The following is a 20,751-nucleotide window of genomic DNA, read 5'->3' on the forward strand; positions in this document are numbered from 1 at the left end:
AGCAATACTATTGTTTCGTTTTATTAAAAACATTTATTTTGTTTTGTGCATAGACATCCTTTTCAACTTTGGTTTTGGCTTACTTCATTGATTTATCTTTTATTTTATGTCTATTATTTCCTCTGAATCTACAACATATCAATCTAATAGAACTACTCTATCCGTATTTAATTATACTGATAAAATTAATTCTATTCATTCTGTAAAGCCCAAAACAATTCAAACTGGCAAAGTTACTTTGGTTATAATTTTAGATGGAAATCTCAATTTTGAGTACAAAGAATACAATCAAAGCTGTACGATAGGCGAATCATTAATTATTCCTCCTCATAAAGCAGTCCGTTTGGAAGTCTTAAATAGAGCTGAGGAAAAACAGAATAAAAAAACTGCTAAAACTAAAAAAAGTGGTCTTTCTTGGATTGAGGTGGAAGTTCCTATAGAAATGGTTAATCTAACTATTTCTCAATACAATAAAATAGGAATAGCAGAAGATGATTGTAAATTAAAGGTCGAAAATAATTCAGTTTGGCAGTTTGGAGAAAAACCTATCAATGTTACACATGACACGAGTATCAAGAAAGCTATTACAAGATTAATTGACTTGTTTACTGAAGAGCATTATAATAAAGATGTCTTTATAGATTTTGCTCTAAAAGAACTTATTTTACGATTTGTCCGAACTCCTGCACGAGATAAAATAGAAGTAGAAAAAAATGAAGATTTAGAAAATGAAACCAATCCAAGTATTGAAGCTGTTTTAGATTATATAAAAGAACATATTGACGAGCCTATTTCTATTGATACCTTAACCGATATTGCCAGTATGAGCAAAGCTGCATTTTTCAGGACTTTCAAAGAGACCTTAGATATTTCACCAATTGACTATATTAATAGAGAGCGTGTAGAAATTGCAAAAAATCGTTTGGTAGATATTTCGAAATCAGTTACTGATATTTGTTATGAATTAGGCTACAATCATATGACTTATTTTATTCGTGTTTTTAAGAAATATGAAGGAATAACACCCAAACAGTTTCAAATAAAACAGAATAAAGAGAATAAAGAAAACAGTAAAAACGAGGACAAACAGATAGAAAAAGAAAATAAATCAAAAGAATAATTTTAATTTTTCATTGTAATCAAATATTGATATTATGTGTAAATTTAAAGAAATTTAATTTTTTCGTAACCTTACAACATTTTGTTTCGTTGTTGTAGATATATAAGTCTGTTTAGTTTAAATACTTTATAGTCTTCCAAAATAAATTACTCACTATTAAAATAACTATCTTCTTTATGAAACTTACAAAATCTACTTACGATTCAGTTTTAGCAGGTGTTTGTGGAGGAATTGCAGAGGCTTTTGGCTGGGATAGCAATTTGATTCGTATGGCATTTGTTTTATTTACATTTTTTGGAGTAGGCTCACCTATTCTTATTTATATCATTTTAGCTTTAGTAATGCCTAAAGAGTTCTAAGTTATCTACTAGAAGAGTAATCAAAATAGTAATATATATATAAAGCAAAAGATTTTTACATCTCTTATTTTGCATCAAATTCCACCTTTTAAACAAGTTAATTGTTAAAGAGTGGAATTTTTTATGGATTTGCTTGTACTTTCAGTTTATTTTTTCAAAAGTTTACTAACTTAGCATATCCTTTTCCAAAACTATTCTGAAATAGAAAAAAACTAAAATCGGATAAAAATGTAGAAAAACAAAACAAATTTCTATAAAAAGACCTTCTGAATACTTGTACTATCATCAATATAAAGTTTATATACTGCCATTTATCCTAATAATAATGTAATTGAATCATGAAAAAATATTTTCTCTCTACTCGTTGTAGCTCATTTTTTAACCTTATTTTCTTCTGTACTATACTCTTTATTAGTAACAATCTTTTAGCTCAACAAGACGCTCAGTTTAGCCAATACATGTTTAATAGTCTTTATTTTAATCCAGCAGCAGCAGGAAGTGATGCAGATTATACAACAATGGGCGTTTTTCATAGAAGCCAGTGGATAAACTATTCTCCTACGTTTGATGATGGTGGTGCGCCTAGCTCACAGGTTGGTTTTGTGAGTATGCCTCTCAATCGTATCAATAGTGGTATAGGACTTCATTTTGCGAATGACAAGATTGGTCCTTTGAGCAGCACAGAAGTACAGATTTCGTATGCTTATCATTTTAATCTCAAAAATAAAGACCGTATTTCGTTTGGACTACGTGGAGGTATGTATAATCAAAGAATTGATTTTAGTCAGTACCGTCCAAATCAAGAAAATGACCCAAGAATTCCAAGTACAGGAGTAGAAAATCAATTTCAACCTGATTTAGCAGTCGGCTTATATTATCAATCTGTAAAAGGATACTATGTTGGAGTAAGTACAAATCACTTATTGAAATCTACTTTTGATTATAGTACAGGAATTGATATTACTTCTCTACAACCTCATGTTTATTTGATGGGTGGAAGTAGTTTTGATATTTCTCCTTCTCTTATGTTGCAACCTTCAGCTATTTTGAAATTTACTTCTGGAGCTTTATCCTATGAAGGAAGTATTCTATTGAATTATAACGAAACTTATTTTGGAGGTGTTTCAGCTAGAGCTTCTAATGCACTTGATGCAGGAATATTTATTTTGGGAGTAAACATGTTAGAGAATAAAGACCTTAGAATAACCTATTCATTAGATTTGGTAACAAGTGGAAGAGATGCAAAACAACCTACTTCACACGAAATTTCAATTGGTTATCGTCTTCCTTCTCCGAAGCCTAAAGTTTTGCCTACAATACGAACGCCTCGTTTTCGTTTCTAATACATAAGTGTAAAAGAAATTTTTAGTCTACTAGAAGTTTTATTTTAACTTTTCTATTGAAAATCTTAGAAAAAAATCTTTTTTCACCAAATAATCTATTGAATTAGTTTAATTTTGCGTTATATTTCACTTTTTTAGTAAAAGATTAAAAAAAAGTTACCTAGATTCGACGAATAGACAGAAAATTTCGATAAATTTGATAAATATTTCGGTAAAACTATACTAATCTCTAAAAAATGTAGTTATTAGTATAAGAATAACAAATAGAGTAATAGACCAATTACATCTATTTAATTGATAACTAATGATTTATATTAAACCATTAAAACAATAAATAGGCTATATTTGGCATTATTATTCTATGTTTACTCTGAAAAAAAACTAATCTGATTCGAAAATTTAATTTAAAAGTCTGATTTAAAGCTTTACTTTTAGTATTTAATTGACTATCTAATATTTAAGAAACTCATCACAAAACAAATCTATACTATACTTATTCACTCTAACAAGCAATAAGGATAAAATTTTAAAATAGATGCGTTCTTGACCTTTATAACAAGAAAACCGAACATGACTACGAACATGATACAAAAAATCCGTACAACTCGTACAATTTGGGCTGTCCTTTTAGGTATAACTGCTGCCCTTTTTCTTCAAAGCTGTGGTGGTGGTGGAAACCTAGCCAAATTACAAGAAAATGGAGAACTTACTGGTACTTTGGGGCGTGAAGGCTGGAGACAAGAAGTTCCTTATGGAATGATTGTAGTTCCTGCTGGTACATTTCATATGGGACAAGCAGACCAAGACATCTTATCTTCAAAAATAAACATGAACCGTCAGATTACAATTGGTGGTTTCTATATGGATCAAACAGAAATTACAAACAATGAATATCGTCAATTTATTGATGAGATGACTGAAAACCCAGATTCAGTTGATGGCGAAATTCTATCAGAAGAAGAAATTAAAGAACGCTTTTATCCTGATACTACAGTTTGGATGACAAACTTTACACATCACTATGGCGACCCAATGACAGAAAACTATTATGCTCACCCTGCTTATGATGATTATCCTGTAGTAGGTGTAAGTTGGTTTGCTTCCAAAGCATTTTGTGGTTGGAGAACTAAATTTATGAACGAAGCTAGAGAGTCTGCTGGTAAATTCCCAGTTCCTATGTTCCGTTTGCCTTCAGAGGCTGAATGGGAATACGCTTCTCGTGGTGGTCGTGATGTAGCAAAATATCCTTGGGGTGGTCCTTATACAAGAAATGCTAAAGGTTGTGCGCTTGCCAACTTCAAACCAGGTCGTGGTAACTATTACGATGATGGTTTCCAATATACAAACCCAGTAGGTGCATATTTTCCTAATGATTTTGGTCTTTATGATATGGCTGGAAATGTTGCTGAATGGTGTAACGATGCATATGCTCCTAATGCAATGCCTTTAATTTGGGATTTGAATCCTACTTTTATTGATGATAGTGAGCCTCGCAAATTGGTTCGTGGTGGTTCTTGGAAAGATATTGCTTTCTTTATCGAAACAGGTACTCGTAATTATCAATATCAAGATTCAGTAACTGCTTATACAGGCTTCCGTTGTGTAATGACTTACTTAGGTCGTTCTTCTGGAATGGAATTCTAATAAAAAAGTAAATAGAATTAATACTCTAAAACTCATCTTTTTAATAAATCACTTAATTTATTTGTGTTTATTCAGAAGGTGAGTTTTTTTATGAAAAATACTTTGGTAGCTTTATCGATAATAAATAAGTGTTAATTAGCTTAAACTATATATTTAACGAAAGGCTATTCTTTTCTACGATTGAGACTTAATTTAGCTATGATATTTGTGATAAGAGATATTACTTTTAATCAAATTTAAAGTTTGATAAAATCTAAATAAGTAATTTAAAAAAAGTAAGCCTAGTAGAAAAAAAACAAAAAATAATTCTGTATTTTGAAAAAAAACTTGCATAATTTATTTTTTTATTACAATTTTACAGACATTTTACAGTTTAAATATTGTTTGTATTTAGAAAGTAAATACAAGTATAATAATGACTAGTTTTTGACCTATTTGTTTATTACCTCTTAGCTAAAGCAAGGAGATAACAAAGTATAAGTTCTTCATTTATTCAAAGTATATTGGCTATTATTAGATTAGCTCTGATGGATACCATTAAAATATGGATAGTAAACGTTGAATATTTGTTGATAAAACATAATAATCGTTCTAAATTATTCAATTTAAGCCTATTTTTTTTATAAAATCTTTGGAACATTCCAAATAAATGACTTATTTAGGATATTCAAATTGAAAAATAATAGTTTTTTGATAACCTAATTTATTAGATATGTTATTAAACTCTTATCTATCAATAATTTGACTAACCAACAAACATACAAAGCTAGAATTATATGAAATCTATTGATTATTCAATAATTTTAAATTATTAGTAATTAAGATTATTTACTAGAAATTATAATTAAAGAAATCTTTTTTTATATAAATCTATTTCTGTATATTTAATCCATTGAAATTTTAACTTCTTTTTAATAAATCAACTCTCAACTCTAACAATCGTTTGACTATGGCTCATCAAGAAACAGGACTCCAACGTTTTTATCGTACAGTAATCCCTAAGGCAACCAGTGTAGGTGCTGCCGTTGTAGTATTAGGTGCTTTATTTAAAATTATGCACTGGCCAGGTGCAGGTCCTATGCTTATCGTAGGTCTATTAACAGAATCAGTTATCTTCTTATTTGGTCTTTTTGAGCCAGCAGCTCCTGCAGATCCTCACTATGAGTGGGAACGTGTTTATCCAGGTTTGGTAGATGCAAACGTAAAAGCTGTTGTAGCTAAGAAAGATGATGGAAAAGATGGTGCTGCTTTAGTAGGTCTTGACAAAATGTTAGGAGAAGCTAATCTTTCTGCTGATTCATTCAAGCGTTTCGGACAAGGCATTCAGTCTTTGAATGATACTGCTACTCGTATGAAAAGCATTACAGAAGCTGTAAACTCTACTAATGATTACTCTAACAACTTAAAGCAGGCTTCTAAGTCGCTTACAAGTCTTAATTCTGCATATTCTTCTACTGTATCTGCAATGGGCGAAATGTCTAATGCTGCTAAAGATGCTAAAGAATATCATATCCAAGTACAAGCAATCACTAAAAACCTTGCTGGTTTGAATGCTGTATATGAAATGGAATTGAAAGATGCTAACAGTCACTTGAAAGCAATGAACAAATTCTATAGCAACCTTACTCAAGCTATGGAAAGTATGGCAGATGCAAGCAAAGAATCTCAAGTATTCAAAGAGCAAATGTCTAAATTGACGACTAACATTACTACCCTTAACAAGGTATATGGCAATATGCTTACTGCAATGAAAGGTTAATTTTTAGTTTTGTATAACATTATACAACTGAAAATACATTCATTCATTAAAATTTTAAATATATTATTAACCAAAAACCATAAAAAACTATGGCAGGTGGCGGAAAAGAAACCCCAAGGCAACGGATGATTGGCATGATGTACCTCGTACTGACTGCACTTCTCGCCCTACAGGTTCAAAACGAAGTACTCGAAAAGTTCTATTTTATAGATGCGAGTCTTCAAGATGCAAAAGAAGTTGGGCTTAATACCAACAGTAAGATCATCACATCAATGAGCGAACAAATCAAAGAATCTGGAAGCAACCCAAGAGATTTGGCAGTTTTGAAAAAAGCTCAAGATATTAAAGATGAATCAGCTAAAATGATTGCTCGTATTCAAGAAATACGTAAAACTATCATTACTGAAATGGGTGATATTGACCCTGAAACAGGAGCATACCCACAAGGTGATAAGTATGATGATGTAAATCGTCTTATGCTTGGAACTGGTGAAAGTCAAGATGGTTTTGCATTTAAGTTACAAGATGAGCTAAATGCTTATGTAGCTAAAATTGCAGCAATTGATGATACTTTAGGTCCTCTTTTAAAAGGAAATAATCTAATGCCTTTGGCAAAAGAAAAATCTGAAGAGCCTCGTTATCAAGCAGCTAAGTATGATGGAATGGAATGGGAACATATCAATTTCCAAAATACTCCAATGGTTGCTGCTCTTGCTGTTCTTTCTCAATTAGAGAATGATGTAGTAAAAGTAGAAACTAAAGGTGTTGATGCTATGCGTGGTCGTATTGGAGAGTTCCAAATTAAGTTTGATAAAGTATCTGCTATGGCTTCTGCTGAATCAAATACAGTTGCAGCAGGTACAAAGTATAAAGCTAAGATGTTTATTAGTGCTACATCTACTACATTGTCTCCAAAAATGTCTGCTAGTGGTGCAGGTGCAGTGCGTGTAGATGGCGATGGTGTTGGTACAGTAGAATTTACAGCTTCAGGTGGTACAACAGAAGGTGCAAAGAAAACTTGGACAGGCTCTATTACTATCAGAAATGCTGCTGGCGAAGATACTACACTTGTAGTAAAACAAGACTATACAGTTGTTTCTCCAGTAATTGAAATTGAATCTGGTACTATCAATTCACTTTACTTGAAGTGTGGTAATGATTTGAAGGTAAAAGTTCCTGCTCTAGGAGTAGAATATAATCCTTCTTTCTCTGCCTCAGGTGGTAGTGTAATGAATGGCTCTGGTGGTAAAGGTAGTATTATTATTGTACCTACTTCTGCTAGTGTAAGTCTTAGTGTTTCTAGTGGAGGTAATCCTATTGGTACTAAGAAATTTAGTGTAAAACTTGTTCCTAAACCTGATATTAGAGCTAGAGGTTTAAATATCAAACAAGGAGGCGCATGTCCTCGTTCTGTTACTATAGATGCTATTCCAGACCAAAGTTTCAAAGACCAATTACCTAAAGATGCTCGTTATCGTGTTGCAGGATTTACAGTTACCCTTGCAAGAGGAAAACGTGTAATTGGTTCTGCAAACTCAAATGGACCTACAGCTAATATTTCTGATTTAGGTTCTAAAGCTAAAGAAGGTGACCGTTTGGTTATTGAAGTAAAATCTGTTCAACGTATGAACTTCCAAAATCAAGTAGAAAATGTAAGTATCGGAACAGAAATTATTACTTATCCTATCAACTAATCTAGTTGTAGATAATTATAAATTCGGTTTATATAAAGAAAAACAGAACATCAAAAGTGTTCTGTTTTTTTTATGCATATTGATTTCGACATTTATTATTCAAGATATTTTTGATTAAATTGTACATTATATTCCTTTTATTCAATTATCTCAAAATAACTTATAATGATTCGTTCTACTTTATTTATACCTATTTTACTGATTTACTTTTCTTGTAATTCATTTGCTCAAAAAAACACTCATGTTATGGAAACAGAAACACTCAAAGATATAAATACTCAAATAAATAATGAGTTAAAGAAAAATACCCCTTCGCTCATTGAACTTTATACTTATTTACATCAAAATCCAGAACTATCAGAACAAGAAGAAGAAACATCTAAAAAAATGGGTTCTGAACTCAGAAAATTAGGTTATGAAGTAACAGAAAAATTTGGAGATTATGGAGTAGTAGCTATTCTAAAAAATCCTCCTGCAAATGGAAAAGGAAAAACTATTCTTATTCGTGCCGATATGGATGCACTGCCTGTTGAAGAAAAAACAGGTTTGCCTTATGCAAGTACGATGAAACGAACTGATAAAGATGGAAATGAAGTTTCAGTTATGCATGCGTGTGGACATGATATGCACATGACGGTCTTAGTTGGTGTTGCACAAACAATGGCAAACTTAAAAGATACTTGGAAAGGAACTTTGATTTTGGTAGCACAACCAGCCGAAGAAGTGGGAAGTGGAGCAAAAGCAATGGTAGAGGCAGAACTTTATAAGAAATTTGGAACACCTGATTATGCCTTAGCACTTCATACAAATGCAAATTTGGCTCATGGAACTATAGGGTATTGCAAAAATGCAGCCCTAGCAAATGTAGATATGGTAAATATTACTGTTTTTGGAGAAGGAGGACATGGTGCATATCCACATACTACAAAAGATCCTATTGTTTTGGCTTCTCAAATGATTTTAGGTTTTCAGACGATTGTAAGTAGAGAGACTTCGCCAACTGATGCAGCCGTTGTTACAGTGGGTTCTTTTCATGCAGGTACAAAGCATAATATTATTTCAGACCGTGCAGAACTTCAACTTACTCTCCGTTCTTATACAGATGAAGTTAGAAATAATACATTAGAATCTATCAAAAGAATGGCAAAGGGATATGCTATGGCAGCAGGAGTAGAAAAAATGCCTATCATAGAAATTGATGGAAATCCAACACCTGCAACACTCAACAACCCTGAGCTTACAGAAAAAGTAGCTAACTCTGCTAAAAAAATTATAGGAGTTGAGAATGTAGTAGAAGTAGAGCCAGTTATGGGAGGAGAAGATTTTAGTCGTTTTGGTCGTACTGCTGAGAATGTTCCGATAAGTTTGTTTTGGTTGGGAGTAGTAGCGCCTGAAAAAATAGCAGAAAGCAAAAAAACAGGAAAACCTTTACCTTCTTTGCATTCTCCTTTTTATGCTCCTGTTCCTAAACCATCTATACAAACAGGTGTAAAAGTAATGGTACAATCAGCATTAGATTTATTTGGGGAAGAATAAAAATCTATCTCTATTAAAAATTTATTCATTTATACTACCTTTATTTAATTTTACGTTAAACACTATCTTTTAGATGGTGTTTATTTTTTTGTACTCTTTTCTAATTTTCAAACCTTTCCCTTTTTATTATTTATGCTCCTTCAAAATTTAGGTAGAATACCAGTTGGCGATTCAGGTCCTATTTATCAAGAAACTATTTTAGGTCGTTTACCCGTCGAACCCTTTAATACAGCTAGTAATCTTTTATTTCTTTTTATAATTGTCTATTGGACAATCAAGATTTATTCAGATCTTAGAAAATACCGTTTTCTTGTCTATGTTTTGATTACTTTATTTATTGGGTATGTAGGAGGAACTATTTATCATGCAACACGTAGTCATGAAATTTGGCTTATAATGGACTGGTTGCCTATTTTTATTTTGAGTGTAAGTGGAGTTGTTTATTTTTTTCGAAGGTTAGGAGTTCATTGGCTTATTATGGTGGTACTTGTACTTTTTCCTTTTCTACTCATGTTTACTTTAAAATCAATGGATTCTATTCCTCGTTCGCTACGTAATTTGATAGAATATACTTCTTTAGCTCTTGTAATTCTTATTCCTATTTTCTCTTACCTAAGAAAAACAAAATGGCTTTTTATGAATAGAATTTTGACAGGATTATTACTTTTCTGTATAGCTATTTTTTTTCGTACAATAGATGATACCCAGATTTCAAACGAATATTTTCCAATGGGAACACATTTTCTATGGCATACTTTCGGAGCTTTAGCTGTTCATGCCATAATTAGTTATTTATATTTAGTAAAAAAAATACATAACAATTTTAGTTAAAATAGTGATTCTTTTGTTCTCAAAATCTTAAATCAAAATGCTTCTTGGGTTGGTCTTTCATCAAAAAAACTAATCCTAATTGAAATAAATCTATCGAAATACTTACTTTTTTATTTTTTATAATTTCTTTCCATGCTTTTTCCATTCCTTCTGACCAATGAATATCATCTAAAATAATAATTGTATCGTTATGACACTTTTCTAAAATTTGATTAAAATAATCAAGAGTAGGCTCATAGCGATGATTTGCATCTAAAAACACAAAATCTAATGAAGGACAAGAAACAAGGTTTTTTGGAAGTGTCTTATCAATATTTCCTACTATAATTTCGATATTATCTTGTTCTAATTCTTCAAAATTCTCTTTTGCTTTTTCGGCTATTTGTGGACAACCTTCAAATGTAATAATTTGAGCTCCTGAAGGAGCAGCCAAAGCCATAAAAAGTGTAGAAATTCCTAAAGAAGTTCCTAGTTCTAAAATAGTTTTTGGCTTAAAATAATCGACTAATCTAAACAATAGTTGTCCTTTTTTAGAAGTAGTAGCAGAATAAAGAGCAATTTTTGAAATACTTTTTTTAGTGGAATTATTATTTATTTTTGGAGAAATGGTATGTTTTGAGCCAGCCCCAAAATCGGTAACTTCTAATTCTGTACGGTCAGAAATAAGTTCTTGACGTAGGTTTTCTAATTCTGAAAAAGCATAATACTCTTTTTTGGCTTGTATAGCTAAAGTATATAATTCATAAACAAAAGACGAATGAACAGCTTGCTGATTACCAGCCTTTAAATAGAAATAAACATAATTTAGGGCATAGAATAGCATAGTTTGTTGTTCAAAAGTGAAGAGAAAATATGGACAGCATAGAAAACAAGAAAAAACTCCAATAAAAAATTATATTGGAGTTTTATTAAATTTAGATATATAATTTGAAATAGCAATCTAAGAAAGGTTTATAAGAAATCTAAATTAAAATAAGCCAAAATTGATTTTTTAATTGTAATTACACAATAAATTAATTTGTAGAGCTTACCCTAATTCTGATTAATTTACATGAATATTAACAGGAATATTCCCTCTTGTAGCTTTTGAATATGGACAAATTTGATGTGCAGCTTCTGTCAGTGCTTGTACTTCTGATATTTCCATATCTGAAATATGTACAAAAATATCCACAGCAAGACTAAAAGCTTCGCCTTCTTTTCCGATAGTTGCATGTACAGTTACTTCTGGAGGAGAAGCCAATTTTATTTTTTTACTTGCTGCTACTGCGCCTAATGCACCACCAAAACAAGCTGCATAACCTGCTGCAAATAATTGTTCTGGATTGGTATGTTTGCCTGTTTCGTCACCACCCATTCCTTTTGGTAGGCGTACATCAAGGTCAATTGCTCCATCAGAAGATTTTACGTGTCCACTTCTACCACTTACTCCCATTACCTTTGCTGTATAAAGTGGTGTAAATTTTGTATTTTTTTCCATATATTTTAAATAGTAAGATAAGCTAATTCTAAAGTAATAGTTGACTAAGTGTATTTTGTGTATGCAAATTGCATAAAAAATTCAACAAAATCAAATTATTTTTACACCTTCATTTCATAAAATTAACATCTATTTGTTACTTTTGGCACTCATTTGGACTTATAGAAGTTAAAGACCAATAAGAACAAAATTTTGTAAATCTAAAAATTTCTATCTAGAAATAAGGCTTAACAAAAAATTAACCTCTAAAAAAGGATATTTATCTTGAAAAATCAAATTAAAATTATGTATAAATTGTTTACTAATCTAAAAACATAGATATTTGTGATTTGTAAATTTCAGGAATTTTAAAAAACTATTAAATAAAGCTAATCATTATCAACTTTATTAAGTTTTTGAAGTTTATTAAAAACAAACTAACGCCCCTTTAACATAACAAATAAAAAAGTATAGTTTTGTTTAAAGCTATATTGACTATTTCAAAACATATTAATTTAATTGGTTGATAAATTTTAACCAAATAAATCACTAATCCAAAACATAAAAATTATGAAGAAGATACAATTCAATTTAAAAACTATTTTGCTTTTACTGGCTCTTTTCGCCTTTTTAGCTCCTTCATCGTATGCACAAGATGATGATGACAAAGTAAGTCAGAACGAACCTAATTGGCCAAGTGGGAAAAATAAAGGCATTGCAAAAGAACAATATGCCTTGCTGATAGATGCTGTAAATAATGAGCAATTTGAAGAAGCTATTGAACCTCTCAATTGGATTTTGGAAAATGCTCCTAACTTGCACGCTGATGTATATGTAAAAGCCGTAAAACTCTATGCTGGTCTTGCAAAAAAAGCAGGAGAAGATGGACGTGATAGCGAAGTGAAAGTAAATCAGGACAAAATTGCTGAAATGTATCAAATGCGTATCAAAAATGGCTTGGCTGAAGATATGAACGATATTTATCGTCGTTTTGGACGTGATGCATATTTCTATTGGAAAGATGATGCTTCTAAAACAGATACACTTTATGCTCACTACAAAAAAACGTATGAGATGGATAAAGATAATTTTCCTCGTGCTCAAGTAATTTATTATGCAGATGCAGCAGGAAAAGTATACGAAAAAGAAGGAATGACTTTGGAAGAAATGACTACTATTTATGGAGACCTCAAAAAATATGTAACTGATCGTATTGCTAAAGAGCAAACTGCAGAAGAAAAAGACAAATGGAAAACATTTGTATTAGATAAAATTGATGAGTTAGAACTTATCTATTTTCCTAAAGATTGTAACCGTATTGCAGATTTGTTTGGAGAGAAATTAAAAGCAAGTCCAAATGATACACTTCTTATCAATAGAGTTGTAAAATTGATGGCTGATAATGGCTGTACAAAAGAACCTTTATTCTTAGAAGCGATGCAAGCATTCTACAAACTTACTCCTACAAATGCTATTGCAAATACTATCGGACAACTTCACATGCAAAACGGGGATACAGATAAAGCTCTTACTTGGATTGAAAAATCATTAGTAGGTGCAAGTGCAGAAGAAAAAGAAAAAGCTGCAAATACAGTTTTGACACTTTCTAAAGTAGCTTATAAAGATGGAAATTATACAAAAGCTCGTTCTTTATCGTATAAGGCTGCCGAAATGGGTAATGCAACTGTAGCTGCAAATGCTTATACTTTTATTGGCGATTTGTATATGAGTACTTACAAACAATGTATGCAAGGAGATGATATTGTACAAAAACGTGCTGTTTTCTTAGCTGCTTATGATATGTATGCAAGAGGTGGAGATGCTACTAAAATGGCTTCTGCAAAAGGACAATTTCCTACTAAAGAAGATGTATTTTCTAATGATAAATATAAAGTAGGTGATTCTATTTCAGTAGGTTGTTGGATAGGTGTAACTACTACAATACGTACTAGAGATTAAGATAATAAGTTTTTAAAACTAAGATTTCATCAAAACAAAAATTCCTTATTTCTATTTTTAGAGATAAGGAATTTTTTTGTAGCTTACGTTTTAGCGTGAGAAAAAATGTACTTTAATTTGTAAATCTAAACAAGCCGTTGTTTGTGTCCTCACAAACGACATTCATAATCCAAAAAATGAAACAAATACACAAAGAAGCTATTTATCAAAATGGAGACAAAAAACGTTTTGAATGGAATGTAGAAGGAAACACTGCATTCATTGAATATATTTTGAATAATCAAGGTGAAATTTTCTTGACACATACAGAAGTTCCTCAAGAATTAGAAGGAAAAGGAATTGGCTCAAAACTCGTTAAAGCAGTTTTAGATTATATAAAAGAAGAAAACTGGACAGTTTATCCAACTTGTCCATTTGTAGGTTCTTATATCAAAAAAAATGAAGAATATCAAAGTCTAGTAAAAAAAGGACTGAGATATTAACTTTTTGGAATAATTTTTCAAATTATAATATAATTCGACAAAAAGCCACCTCCATCAAAGAAATGATAAAGGTGGCTTACTTGTTTTTAAAGAATAAGTTGTTAATAATCAATCATTAAACGACTTATCTAATTCTAAATTTGTATTGATCCATTACTGATTCTTCTTTATAAGTAAGATCAAAATAATAGTCTCCGTCTTCAAGATTTTTATCTACAAAAATTTGTGCTTGCGTACGTCCATTTTCCAAGACTGGAATTGGTCTTTTTACTACTTTATATGGTTTTCCATTTCTGTAAAGTGTCAAATAAACAATACGCTCTTGTGCATTTCCTTCAAAAAGACCTTCTCCTACTTCAAATTCTAAATGCACTTCTTTTCCAATTTTGCCTTTGTGTTTTCCTGTTTCATCAAGAATAACACGTCTGTTTTGGAAATCATATTGAGCTGTAAAGTTATAGGCTTTACGAGTAAGTCCTTTTAAGCGTTCGATTTCTTCTTTTTGGCGTTGGATAAGTTCTTCACTTTGAGTGAGTAACTCTCTAAGTTTGGTACGGTCTTCTCCAATTTGCTCAAGTTGTGCAAGTGAAGTCTGTTGTTCATTCAATATTTTATCTAATTTTGCTTTCTCAGCTTTGTATTTTGCAACTTCGGAAGCAGAAAGTTTATATTTCTTAGTCATATTTGCCAACTGACCTTTATAAGACTGAATTTGCTTTAAGAGTGCTTCAATACGTTCACGATTTTTCTTTAATTCTTCTTTGAGTTGAGAAATTTCACCAATTGCATATTCATCTTTCCCAGAATAAACTTGTCCTAAACGTTCAGAATAGTCTAATTTTTTCTGTTGTAATTCACTCATTCTTTCTAATGCTTTATCAGCATCTTCGCTAATGACTGCTTTTTCGTTCTTGATATCATTTCTAGTACGTAACAATACTTGACGCAACGAATCTGCATTTTGATAAGGGATAAGCTCATTGTCAATGTTTCTAATTTCGTTTGAATAGGCTTGTTCTAGTCTATTAAAATCTTTGTATAAAGCTTCTAATGTCTCTCTACTAGAATTACGAAAGGCATTTGTTGCCCAAATTGCGCCCACCACTAAGACCAACGAAAGTATAATTACTACTGCAATAAAAGTTTTGCCTTCACGGGTGTTATATCTGCTCATAAATTTCGGATTTTGGATATGATAAAGTAGCTTTTCTTTTTTAGAGTAAAAAAAACTAAAAAATGGGTTAATTATAAAACTAGATAAAAATTGAAGTAAAATAGGTAAAATTCAAATAATATCAAATTTATTATTTTAATCTCTAATTTAGTAAGGCAATATACAACTATATCATCTGTATTGCCAAAAAATAGTTTTGAAAAGCGAAGAAGTTGAATAAATATAACTTCAAACAGACCTGATTTATTAAATCAAACAGTGAGTTTATCGAATAAATAACACCAGTAACAATTATTTTTAGTTATTTTAAACAGTTTTCGTTAAATTGCTTCGTTGTATAACTAACACAAAATAGCCTATAATACTCTTTTATCTGTAATTATTAACTAAGTTGCTTATTACTACGCAGAAAAAAAAAATAGCTTTACCTTTATTTTTCTTCATCAATCTAATTTCAATTAGCATTTTTGGAGGCTTTTCTGTTTATGCCCAACAAACTACCTCAAATTCAGATTTTAAAACAGCTATTATTCAACAAGGACAAAATGATTTGAGGTTAGAAGGAAATAGCATTGGCATTTTTGAAGACACAAACCATAGTAAAACATTTGCTCAAATTTCAGAAGAGCATTTTTTGTCTAATTTCAAACCTTCTCAGGGATATAATCCTAACTTTGGTTTTAGTGAGTCTGCTTTTTGGGTACGTGTAGAATTAGAAAATCAAAACGAGGAACAAAATGAATTTTTAGTAGAAATAGCTGCGCCTCTTTTAGATTCAATTACCTTTTTTTATAAAGAAGAAGGAACGTATGACAGTATAATTACAGGAGATGCTTTTGAGTTTTGGCAACGTCCTGTTGAAAATCGCTATTTTTTATTTCCTTTTCAACTCAAACCCACTGAAAAGCAAGTTTTTTATTTCAGAATTGCTTCTACGGCAAGTTTAATGCAATTTCCTATACGTGTTTGGAAACCATTGACTTTTGAACAATACAATCATCAATTTCAATTCATCTTTGGAATAATTTATGGAATAATTATTTTTATTCTTATTAATAATCTCTTTTTATATTTCAATTTAGGTAAAGGAAATAGCTATTTATATTATGTAATTGCCATGGCTTGTTCTCTCTTGGTTATCGCAAATCTAAATGGTCATGCCTATGAATATTTATGGGGAAATTTTCCCCTTTTGCAGCAAAAAGCCTTACCTATGTGTCTCACATTTTTAGATTTTTGGCTCGTTTTATTTTGTAGAAGATTTTTGAATACTCGTACTTTCTTAGAAAAATTTGATAAAGCACTTCGCATTTTTGGATTTGTACAACTTGCTTTTTTTATTCTGACGATTTTCTTACCTTATGAATATGCGATGTATCTATCCAATCTTTCGGCTGCTGCAACAGCCATGGTACTTCTGATAACAGGAACAAGTGCTATTTTGAGAGGAAATACTTCAGCTTGGTTTTTTATAAGTGGTTTTTCTGTTTATATTTTGGGTTATGTTATTTTTGCTTTAAAGACAAGCTCTTTGCTTCCTCTAAATTCTTTTACAGAATACAGTGTACAAGTAGGTGCAGCTCTTCAAGTAATTTTGCTTTCTTTTGCCATAGGAGTAAGAATAAGAGAAATTAGAAATGAGAAAAATGAGGCACAACGTTCCATGATGGAAACACAAATGCAAGCCAATGAACAATTAGAATCAAAAGTAGAAGAACGTACCTCTGAACTTAATGAAAAAGCCGAAGCATTAGAAAACTCGTATAGAACGGTTTCTATTCTATCTTCTATTGGACAAGAAATTACTGCTTCATTGGACTACGAAGCTATTTTTGCAGTTCTTTATCGCTATGTACATGAACTTATGGACTCTGCTTTCTTTGGAGTAGATTTGTATTATCCTGATAAAGAACAAATTGTTTATGTGTATAACATAGAAAATGAAGTTTTGCTTCCTGAAGAAAAAATTGATGCAAATAATCCGAATAATCTGTCAGCTTATGTTGTCAGAAAAAAGGAAAATTTATTTATCAATGATGCAGAAAATGAGATAAAAAAATATTTACCTAATGTAGAAATTGTAGTAGGAGAAGCTCCAAAATCTGTTATTGCCATTCCTTTATTGTTAGGAGAACGTGTTTTGGGGGTTGTTTCAGTACAGAGTTTTGAAAAAAATGCTTATACAAGTCAGCATCTTGAGATTATGAAAACGCTGGCTTCTTATACAGCTATTGCGTTAGATAATGCTTCTTCTTATTCTAAAATTAGGAATGCAAATACAAAGACGATGCAAAGTATTCGTTACGCACAACGCATACAGGAAGGACTTTTGCCAAGACCTAGAATTCTGACAGAAAATTTTGATCAGGCAAGTGTTTTTTATCGTCCTAGAGATATTGTAAGTGGAGATTTTTATTGGTTCGAAACTCTTTTAAAGAAAGATTTTGATGATGAATTACATCAAAATATGCCAAACAAACTCAAAATGATTGCCCTTGCAGATTGTACAGGACATGGAGTTCCAGGTGCATTAATGACCATTATGGGAGTAAATCTATTGAATCAAATTATTGCAGAAGGAGGAACATGGCAACCTGATGAGATTTTGACAAAACTAGATGAGCGTGTTCGTCATACATTCCATTTAGAAGAAATGCACACACCTAAAAGCCGTCGAAATGATGGAATGGATATCGGTATCTGTGCTATTGACGAAGAAGAACGAGTAATTTATTATGCAGGAGCAAAAATGCCTTTATACATTGTCAGAAATCAAAAAATTGAAACTATAAAAGGTAGTTCATTTGCTATTGGAGGCTCATTTGTGTCAAAGAAAAAAGAAAAAGAATACAAAATAAATATTTTCAGATACGAAAAAGGAGATAATTTATTTTTAGCTTCTGATGGATTTCAAGACCAATTTGGAGCAGATAGTAAAATGGATAGTAACACAATAGAAAGAAAGTACTACACTCGTTTTTTTAGACAATTTTTGGGAGAAATAAGCATTCTTTCTACTGCTGAACAGTATTCAGCCTTTAGTAAAGAACTTATCAGATGGAAAAAGACAAGAAAACAAACTGATGATATTTTGATAATGAGTGTAAAATTATAATCTATTTTCTTCATTAATACGGAATTTCTCTATCGTGTGGGTCTTTTTGTGGATATTTCAATCTAGCTTCTAATTGTGCTTCAATTTCTGGAGTCAGAATATGCTCTAATGCTTCGGCTGCCTCATGTACATGGTCAGGGGCAAGACGTACAAACTCAGTCAAATACAGTTCCCAAAGACGATGAAGTTTGACTAATCTTTTTGCTTTTATATTTCCTTTTTCGGTAAGTTGCCAACCATTTTGAGTTTTTTCAATAAATTGTTTTCGTGTTAGCTTTTGCAATGAATTTTTGAGAAGTACAGGTTTAAAATGACGTTGAAGTCCAATATCTTCTAAAGATGAAATTGATTTTGTAGTATCTTTTTCTGAAATATGATAAATAGCTTTCAGAATATTCTCTTCTAAAATCTGTTTTTTATATAAATATTGTCGTCGTCGTCGTGCCACAATTCCCTTATTTGGCGCAAAGAAAAAAGAAACCATGGCAATAGCAGAAGCTACCAAAACAATCCAAGGTCCTGTTGGCATTTGTGTTTGAATATAAGAAACAAAAGCTCCTCCAATAGCTGCCAAAGCTCCAAAACTAGCAGCAATAAAGAGCATATAATGAAGTTTGTCTGTCCAAAAACGAGCAGCAGCAGCAGGTGTAACAAGCATAGCAGCCATCAGAACCACTCCCACCGACTGAATACCCACCACAACAGCCAAAACGGTAAGAGTTGTAAGTAGAATCTCAATGGCGACAATAGGAAGCCCAATTGTTTGAGCAAAACTTTTATGAAAAATAACTATAATAAACTCCTTATAAAAAAGTGCTACCAAAAGCAGCATAAGTGCAGCCAACCCTCCAAAAATCCATACATCAGTTCCTACAAGTGCAGCAGCTTTACCAAACAAAAAACTTTCTAAACCAGACTGTGATGCATTTCCAGATTGTTGAATATAAGTAAGCAACATCACACCAAAACCAAAAAAGACAGATAAAATAAGTGCTACAGCTGTATCTTCTTTGAGTTTGCTATAACGTGTAATCAAATTCATACAAACAATAGAAAGCCAACCTGAAACAAATGCTCCCAAAATCAAAAAAAGTGGATTCTTTGTTCCTGCCATCAGAAAAGCACCACAAACTCCAGGTAAAACTGAATGTGCCACAGCATCTCCAACTAAAGCTCGTTTTTGTAGAAAAGTAAAACAACCCACAATGGCCGAACTTGCTCCCAAAAGAATCGAACCCAAGACAACATAACGAGTATTGGGTTCAGTCAATAACAAAAAATCAATTATTTTATCCATAGATACAAAGTTAGGAATATCTAACATTAATGTTAGATATTTGATTAGAGAAACAAACATTATTTTGAAAAAAACAACTTATCCCAAATTATAAGTATCATTTCTAGCTCAAATTTTGTACTTTAGTATATAAGATATTCATACCTGTTCAATTCCTACTTATTTTCTATGTTATTCAAAATAGTTGTTCTGTTTTTATTTCAATTTTTATTTTCTTGTTTACTTTCATTCTCTTTTGCCCAAATTTCTACTAAAACTTCTGCTTGTGATAAAAGTTTTATATTAGAAAACCCTCCTTATGGTGTTGATTCAGAAACCCATAATTCTACTTCACAAATTAATCTGCATTGCATTGATAATTTGCAGAAACCTAGAGTTATTGATAGTTTGGAGATATTATATGGAAAAAATAAAGAAATTCCAGAAAAATATAAACTTGCTATACTAATCGCTCTATCTTATTATCCTGAACTCATAGAAACACCTATTACTTTCAAAGAATGTGCTATCAAGACTACTCTTAATGCACGCCCTACCATCAGTTCTCTATGTTTGAAAAATAAATCTAAGAGAAGTTATGTAGTTCGAATAAATAACAGCCAAAAAGAAGGAATGATAACAATTGATGAAGTTCCTTTTAATGCCAGTATTGGTATTTTTGCACACGAATTTAGTCATTTTGTAGATTATCAAAATCGTACTTTTGGAGGTGTTTTGCAGCGTCTTTGGGCATATACAAGCAAAAAAAGAAAAGCTATTTATGAAAAAGAAATTGACAGCATGACTGTTGCAAGAGGTTTAAAATGGCAAATGTATGACTGGTCATATTATGCAATCTTTCAATCAAATGCCTCTGAATCGTATAAACTATTCAAAAAAAATACATATTTGAAGCCCACAGAAATACTAGAACAACTTGAAAAAGGCATACAGACTGAAAAATAAATGTGTACTTTTGATTTTGTATAATAACTTTTTC

At 31.4% G+C, this 20,751-nt stretch carries 16 protein-coding genes; 12 read left to right on the forward strand and 4 right to left on the reverse strand.

Going from position 1 to position 20,751, the window contains the following annotated elements:
- Positions 1-106 precede the first annotated feature (106 nt).
- The 8 genes from V9L04_RS06375 to V9L04_RS06410 all read left to right on the forward strand — a co-directional run bounded on the left by V9L04_RS06375 (position 107) and on the right by V9L04_RS06410 (position 10,286).
- Positions 107-1,120: an AraC family transcriptional regulator gene (locus tag V9L04_RS06375; protein ID WP_338793249.1), complete on the forward strand. Its 1,014-nt coding sequence runs from the start codon at positions 107-109 to the stop codon at positions 1,118-1,120.
- A 176-nt stretch (positions 1,121-1,296) separates the two neighbouring features.
- A complete protein-coding gene (locus V9L04_RS06380; RefSeq protein ID WP_338793250.1) occupies positions 1,297-1,479 on the forward strand; it encodes a PspC domain-containing protein in 183 nt (60 codons plus the stop codon).
- A 338-nt stretch (positions 1,480-1,817) separates the two neighbouring features.
- Positions 1,818-2,822 carry a type IX secretion system membrane protein PorP/SprF gene (locus V9L04_RS06385; RefSeq protein ID WP_338793251.1) on the forward strand — a complete coding sequence of 335 codons (1,005 nt, stop codon included), beginning with the start codon at positions 1,818-1,820 and terminating at the stop codon, positions 2,820-2,822.
- A 582-nt stretch (positions 2,823-3,404) separates the two neighbouring features.
- On the forward strand, positions 3,405-4,466 hold the full coding sequence (locus V9L04_RS06390; protein ID WP_338793252.1) for an SUMF1/EgtB/PvdO family nonheme iron enzyme: 1,062 nt from the start codon (positions 3,405-3,407) through the stop codon (positions 4,464-4,466).
- A gap of 949 nt (positions 4,467-5,415) precedes the next feature.
- On the forward strand, positions 5,416-6,225 hold the full coding sequence (gldL, locus tag V9L04_RS06395) for a gliding motility protein GldL (RefSeq protein ID WP_338793253.1): 810 nt from the start codon (positions 5,416-5,418) through the stop codon (positions 6,223-6,225).
- Between the two features lie 89 nt (positions 6,226-6,314).
- Positions 6,315-7,919, forward strand: a complete 1,605-nt coding sequence (gene gldM, locus V9L04_RS06400; protein ID WP_338793254.1) for a gliding motility protein GldM — start codon at positions 6,315-6,317, stop codon at positions 7,917-7,919.
- 165 nt (positions 7,920-8,084) lie between these two features.
- Complete coding sequence (locus V9L04_RS06405; protein ID WP_338793255.1) at positions 8,085-9,455, forward strand: amidohydrolase; 1,371 nt, start codon at positions 8,085-8,087, stop codon at positions 9,453-9,455.
- A 132-nt stretch (positions 9,456-9,587) separates the two neighbouring features.
- Entirely contained in the window at positions 9,588-10,286 is a 699-nt protein-coding gene (locus tag V9L04_RS06410) for a hypothetical protein (RefSeq protein WP_338793256.1), read from the forward strand.
- Between the two features lie 19 nt (positions 10,287-10,305).
- On the opposite strand, the gene V9L04_RS06415 is transcribed toward V9L04_RS06410, so the two are convergent.
- Both V9L04_RS06415 and V9L04_RS06420 read right to left on the reverse strand, forming a co-directional pair.
- Positions 10,306-11,109: a class I SAM-dependent methyltransferase gene (locus V9L04_RS06415; protein WP_338793257.1), complete on the reverse strand. Its 804-nt coding sequence runs from the start codon at positions 11,107-11,109 to the stop codon at positions 10,306-10,308.
- Positions 11,110-11,328: 219 nt separating this feature from the next.
- Positions 11,329-11,766, reverse strand: coding sequence for an organic hydroperoxide resistance protein (locus V9L04_RS06420; protein ID WP_338793258.1), 438 nt, complete (start codon positions 11,764-11,766; stop codon positions 11,329-11,331).
- Positions 11,767-12,315: 549 nt separating this feature from the next.
- Here V9L04_RS06420 and V9L04_RS06425 point away from each other — a divergent pair.
- Together V9L04_RS06425 and V9L04_RS06430 are read left to right on the forward strand one after the other, a co-directional pair.
- A complete protein-coding gene (locus V9L04_RS06425) occupies positions 12,316-13,704 on the forward strand; it encodes a tetratricopeptide repeat protein (RefSeq protein WP_338793259.1) in 1,389 nt (462 codons plus the stop codon).
- 176 nt (positions 13,705-13,880) lie between these two features.
- Positions 13,881-14,186, forward strand: a complete 306-nt coding sequence (locus V9L04_RS06430; protein ID WP_338793260.1) for a GNAT family N-acetyltransferase — start codon at positions 13,881-13,883, stop codon at positions 14,184-14,186.
- A gap of 124 nt (positions 14,187-14,310) precedes the next feature.
- Here the strand turns inward: V9L04_RS06430 and V9L04_RS06435 are convergent, their stop codons facing one another.
- On the reverse strand, positions 14,311-15,360 hold the full coding sequence (locus V9L04_RS06435; protein WP_338793261.1) for a hypothetical protein: 1,050 nt from the start codon (positions 15,358-15,360) through the stop codon (positions 14,311-14,313).
- A 391-nt stretch (positions 15,361-15,751) separates the two neighbouring features.
- Between V9L04_RS06435 and V9L04_RS06440 the strand changes: the two genes are divergently transcribed.
- Positions 15,752-18,475: a 7TM diverse intracellular signaling domain-containing protein gene (locus tag V9L04_RS06440; RefSeq protein ID WP_338793262.1), complete on the forward strand. Its 2,724-nt coding sequence runs from the start codon at positions 15,752-15,754 to the stop codon at positions 18,473-18,475.
- Between the two features lie 13 nt (positions 18,476-18,488).
- On the opposite strand, the gene V9L04_RS06445 is transcribed toward V9L04_RS06440, so the two are convergent.
- Positions 18,489-19,772, reverse strand: a complete 1,284-nt coding sequence (locus V9L04_RS06445) for a metal ABC transporter permease (RefSeq protein ID WP_338793263.1) — start codon at positions 19,770-19,772, stop codon at positions 18,489-18,491.
- Between the two features lie 168 nt (positions 19,773-19,940).
- Here V9L04_RS06445 and V9L04_RS06450 point away from each other — a divergent pair, with 168 nt between their 5' ends.
- The gene (locus V9L04_RS06450) at positions 19,941-20,717 is read left to right on the forward strand and encodes a hypothetical protein (protein ID WP_338793264.1); all 777 of its coding nucleotides are present in this window, start codon (positions 19,941-19,943) and stop codon (positions 20,715-20,717) included.
- Positions 20,718-20,751 lie beyond the last annotated feature (34 nt).

Origin of the sequence: Bernardetia sp. MNP-M8 (assembly GCF_037126285.1) — a bacterium.
Lineage (GTDB): Bacteria > Bacteroidota > Bacteroidia > Cytophagales > Bernardetiaceae > Bernardetia.

What these genes read in the sequence shown, in the direction of transcription:
- V9L04_RS06390 (WP_338793252.1), top strand. Translation starts at nt 3,405, where the DNA reads ATGATACAAAAAATCCGTACAACTCGTACAATTTGGGCTGTCCTTTTA.
- V9L04_RS06385 (WP_338793251.1), top strand. Translation starts at nt 1,818, where the DNA reads ATGAAAAAATATTTTCTCTCTACTCGTTGTAGCTCATTTTTTAACCTT.
- V9L04_RS06405 (WP_338793255.1), top strand. Translation starts at nt 8,085, where the DNA reads ATGATTCGTTCTACTTTATTTATACCTATTTTACTGATTTACTTTTCT.
- V9L04_RS06450 (WP_338793264.1), top strand. Translation starts at nt 19,941, where the DNA reads ATGTTATTCAAAATAGTTGTTCTGTTTTTATTTCAATTTTTATTTTCT.
- V9L04_RS06425 (WP_338793259.1), top strand. Translation starts at nt 12,316, where the DNA reads ATGAAGAAGATACAATTCAATTTAAAAACTATTTTGCTTTTACTGGCT.
- V9L04_RS06420 (WP_338793258.1), bottom strand. Translation starts at nt 11,766, where the DNA reads ATGGAAAAAAATACAAAATTTACACCACTTTATACAGCAAAGGTAATG.
- V9L04_RS06380 (WP_338793250.1), top strand. Translation starts at nt 1,297, where the DNA reads ATGAAACTTACAAAATCTACTTACGATTCAGTTTTAGCAGGTGTTTGT.
- gldL (WP_338793253.1), top strand. Translation starts at nt 5,416, where the DNA reads ATGGCTCATCAAGAAACAGGACTCCAACGTTTTTATCGTACAGTAATC.
- gldM (WP_338793254.1), top strand. Translation starts at nt 6,315, where the DNA reads ATGGCAGGTGGCGGAAAAGAAACCCCAAGGCAACGGATGATTGGCATG.
- V9L04_RS06445 (WP_338793263.1), bottom strand. Translation starts at nt 19,772, where the DNA reads ATGGATAAAATAATTGATTTTTTGTTATTGACTGAACCCAATACTCGT.
- V9L04_RS06430 (WP_338793260.1), top strand. Translation starts at nt 13,881, where the DNA reads ATGAAACAAATACACAAAGAAGCTATTTATCAAAATGGAGACAAAAAA.
- V9L04_RS06415 (WP_338793257.1), bottom strand. Translation starts at nt 11,109, where the DNA reads ATGCTATTCTATGCCCTAAATTATGTTTATTTCTATTTAAAGGCTGGT.
- V9L04_RS06435 (WP_338793261.1), bottom strand. Translation starts at nt 15,360, where the DNA reads ATGAGCAGATATAACACCCGTGAAGGCAAAACTTTTATTGCAGTAGTA.
- V9L04_RS06375 (WP_338793249.1), top strand. Translation starts at nt 107, where the DNA reads ATGTCTATTATTTCCTCTGAATCTACAACATATCAATCTAATAGAACT.
- V9L04_RS06410 (WP_338793256.1), top strand. Translation starts at nt 9,588, where the DNA reads ATGCTCCTTCAAAATTTAGGTAGAATACCAGTTGGCGATTCAGGTCCT.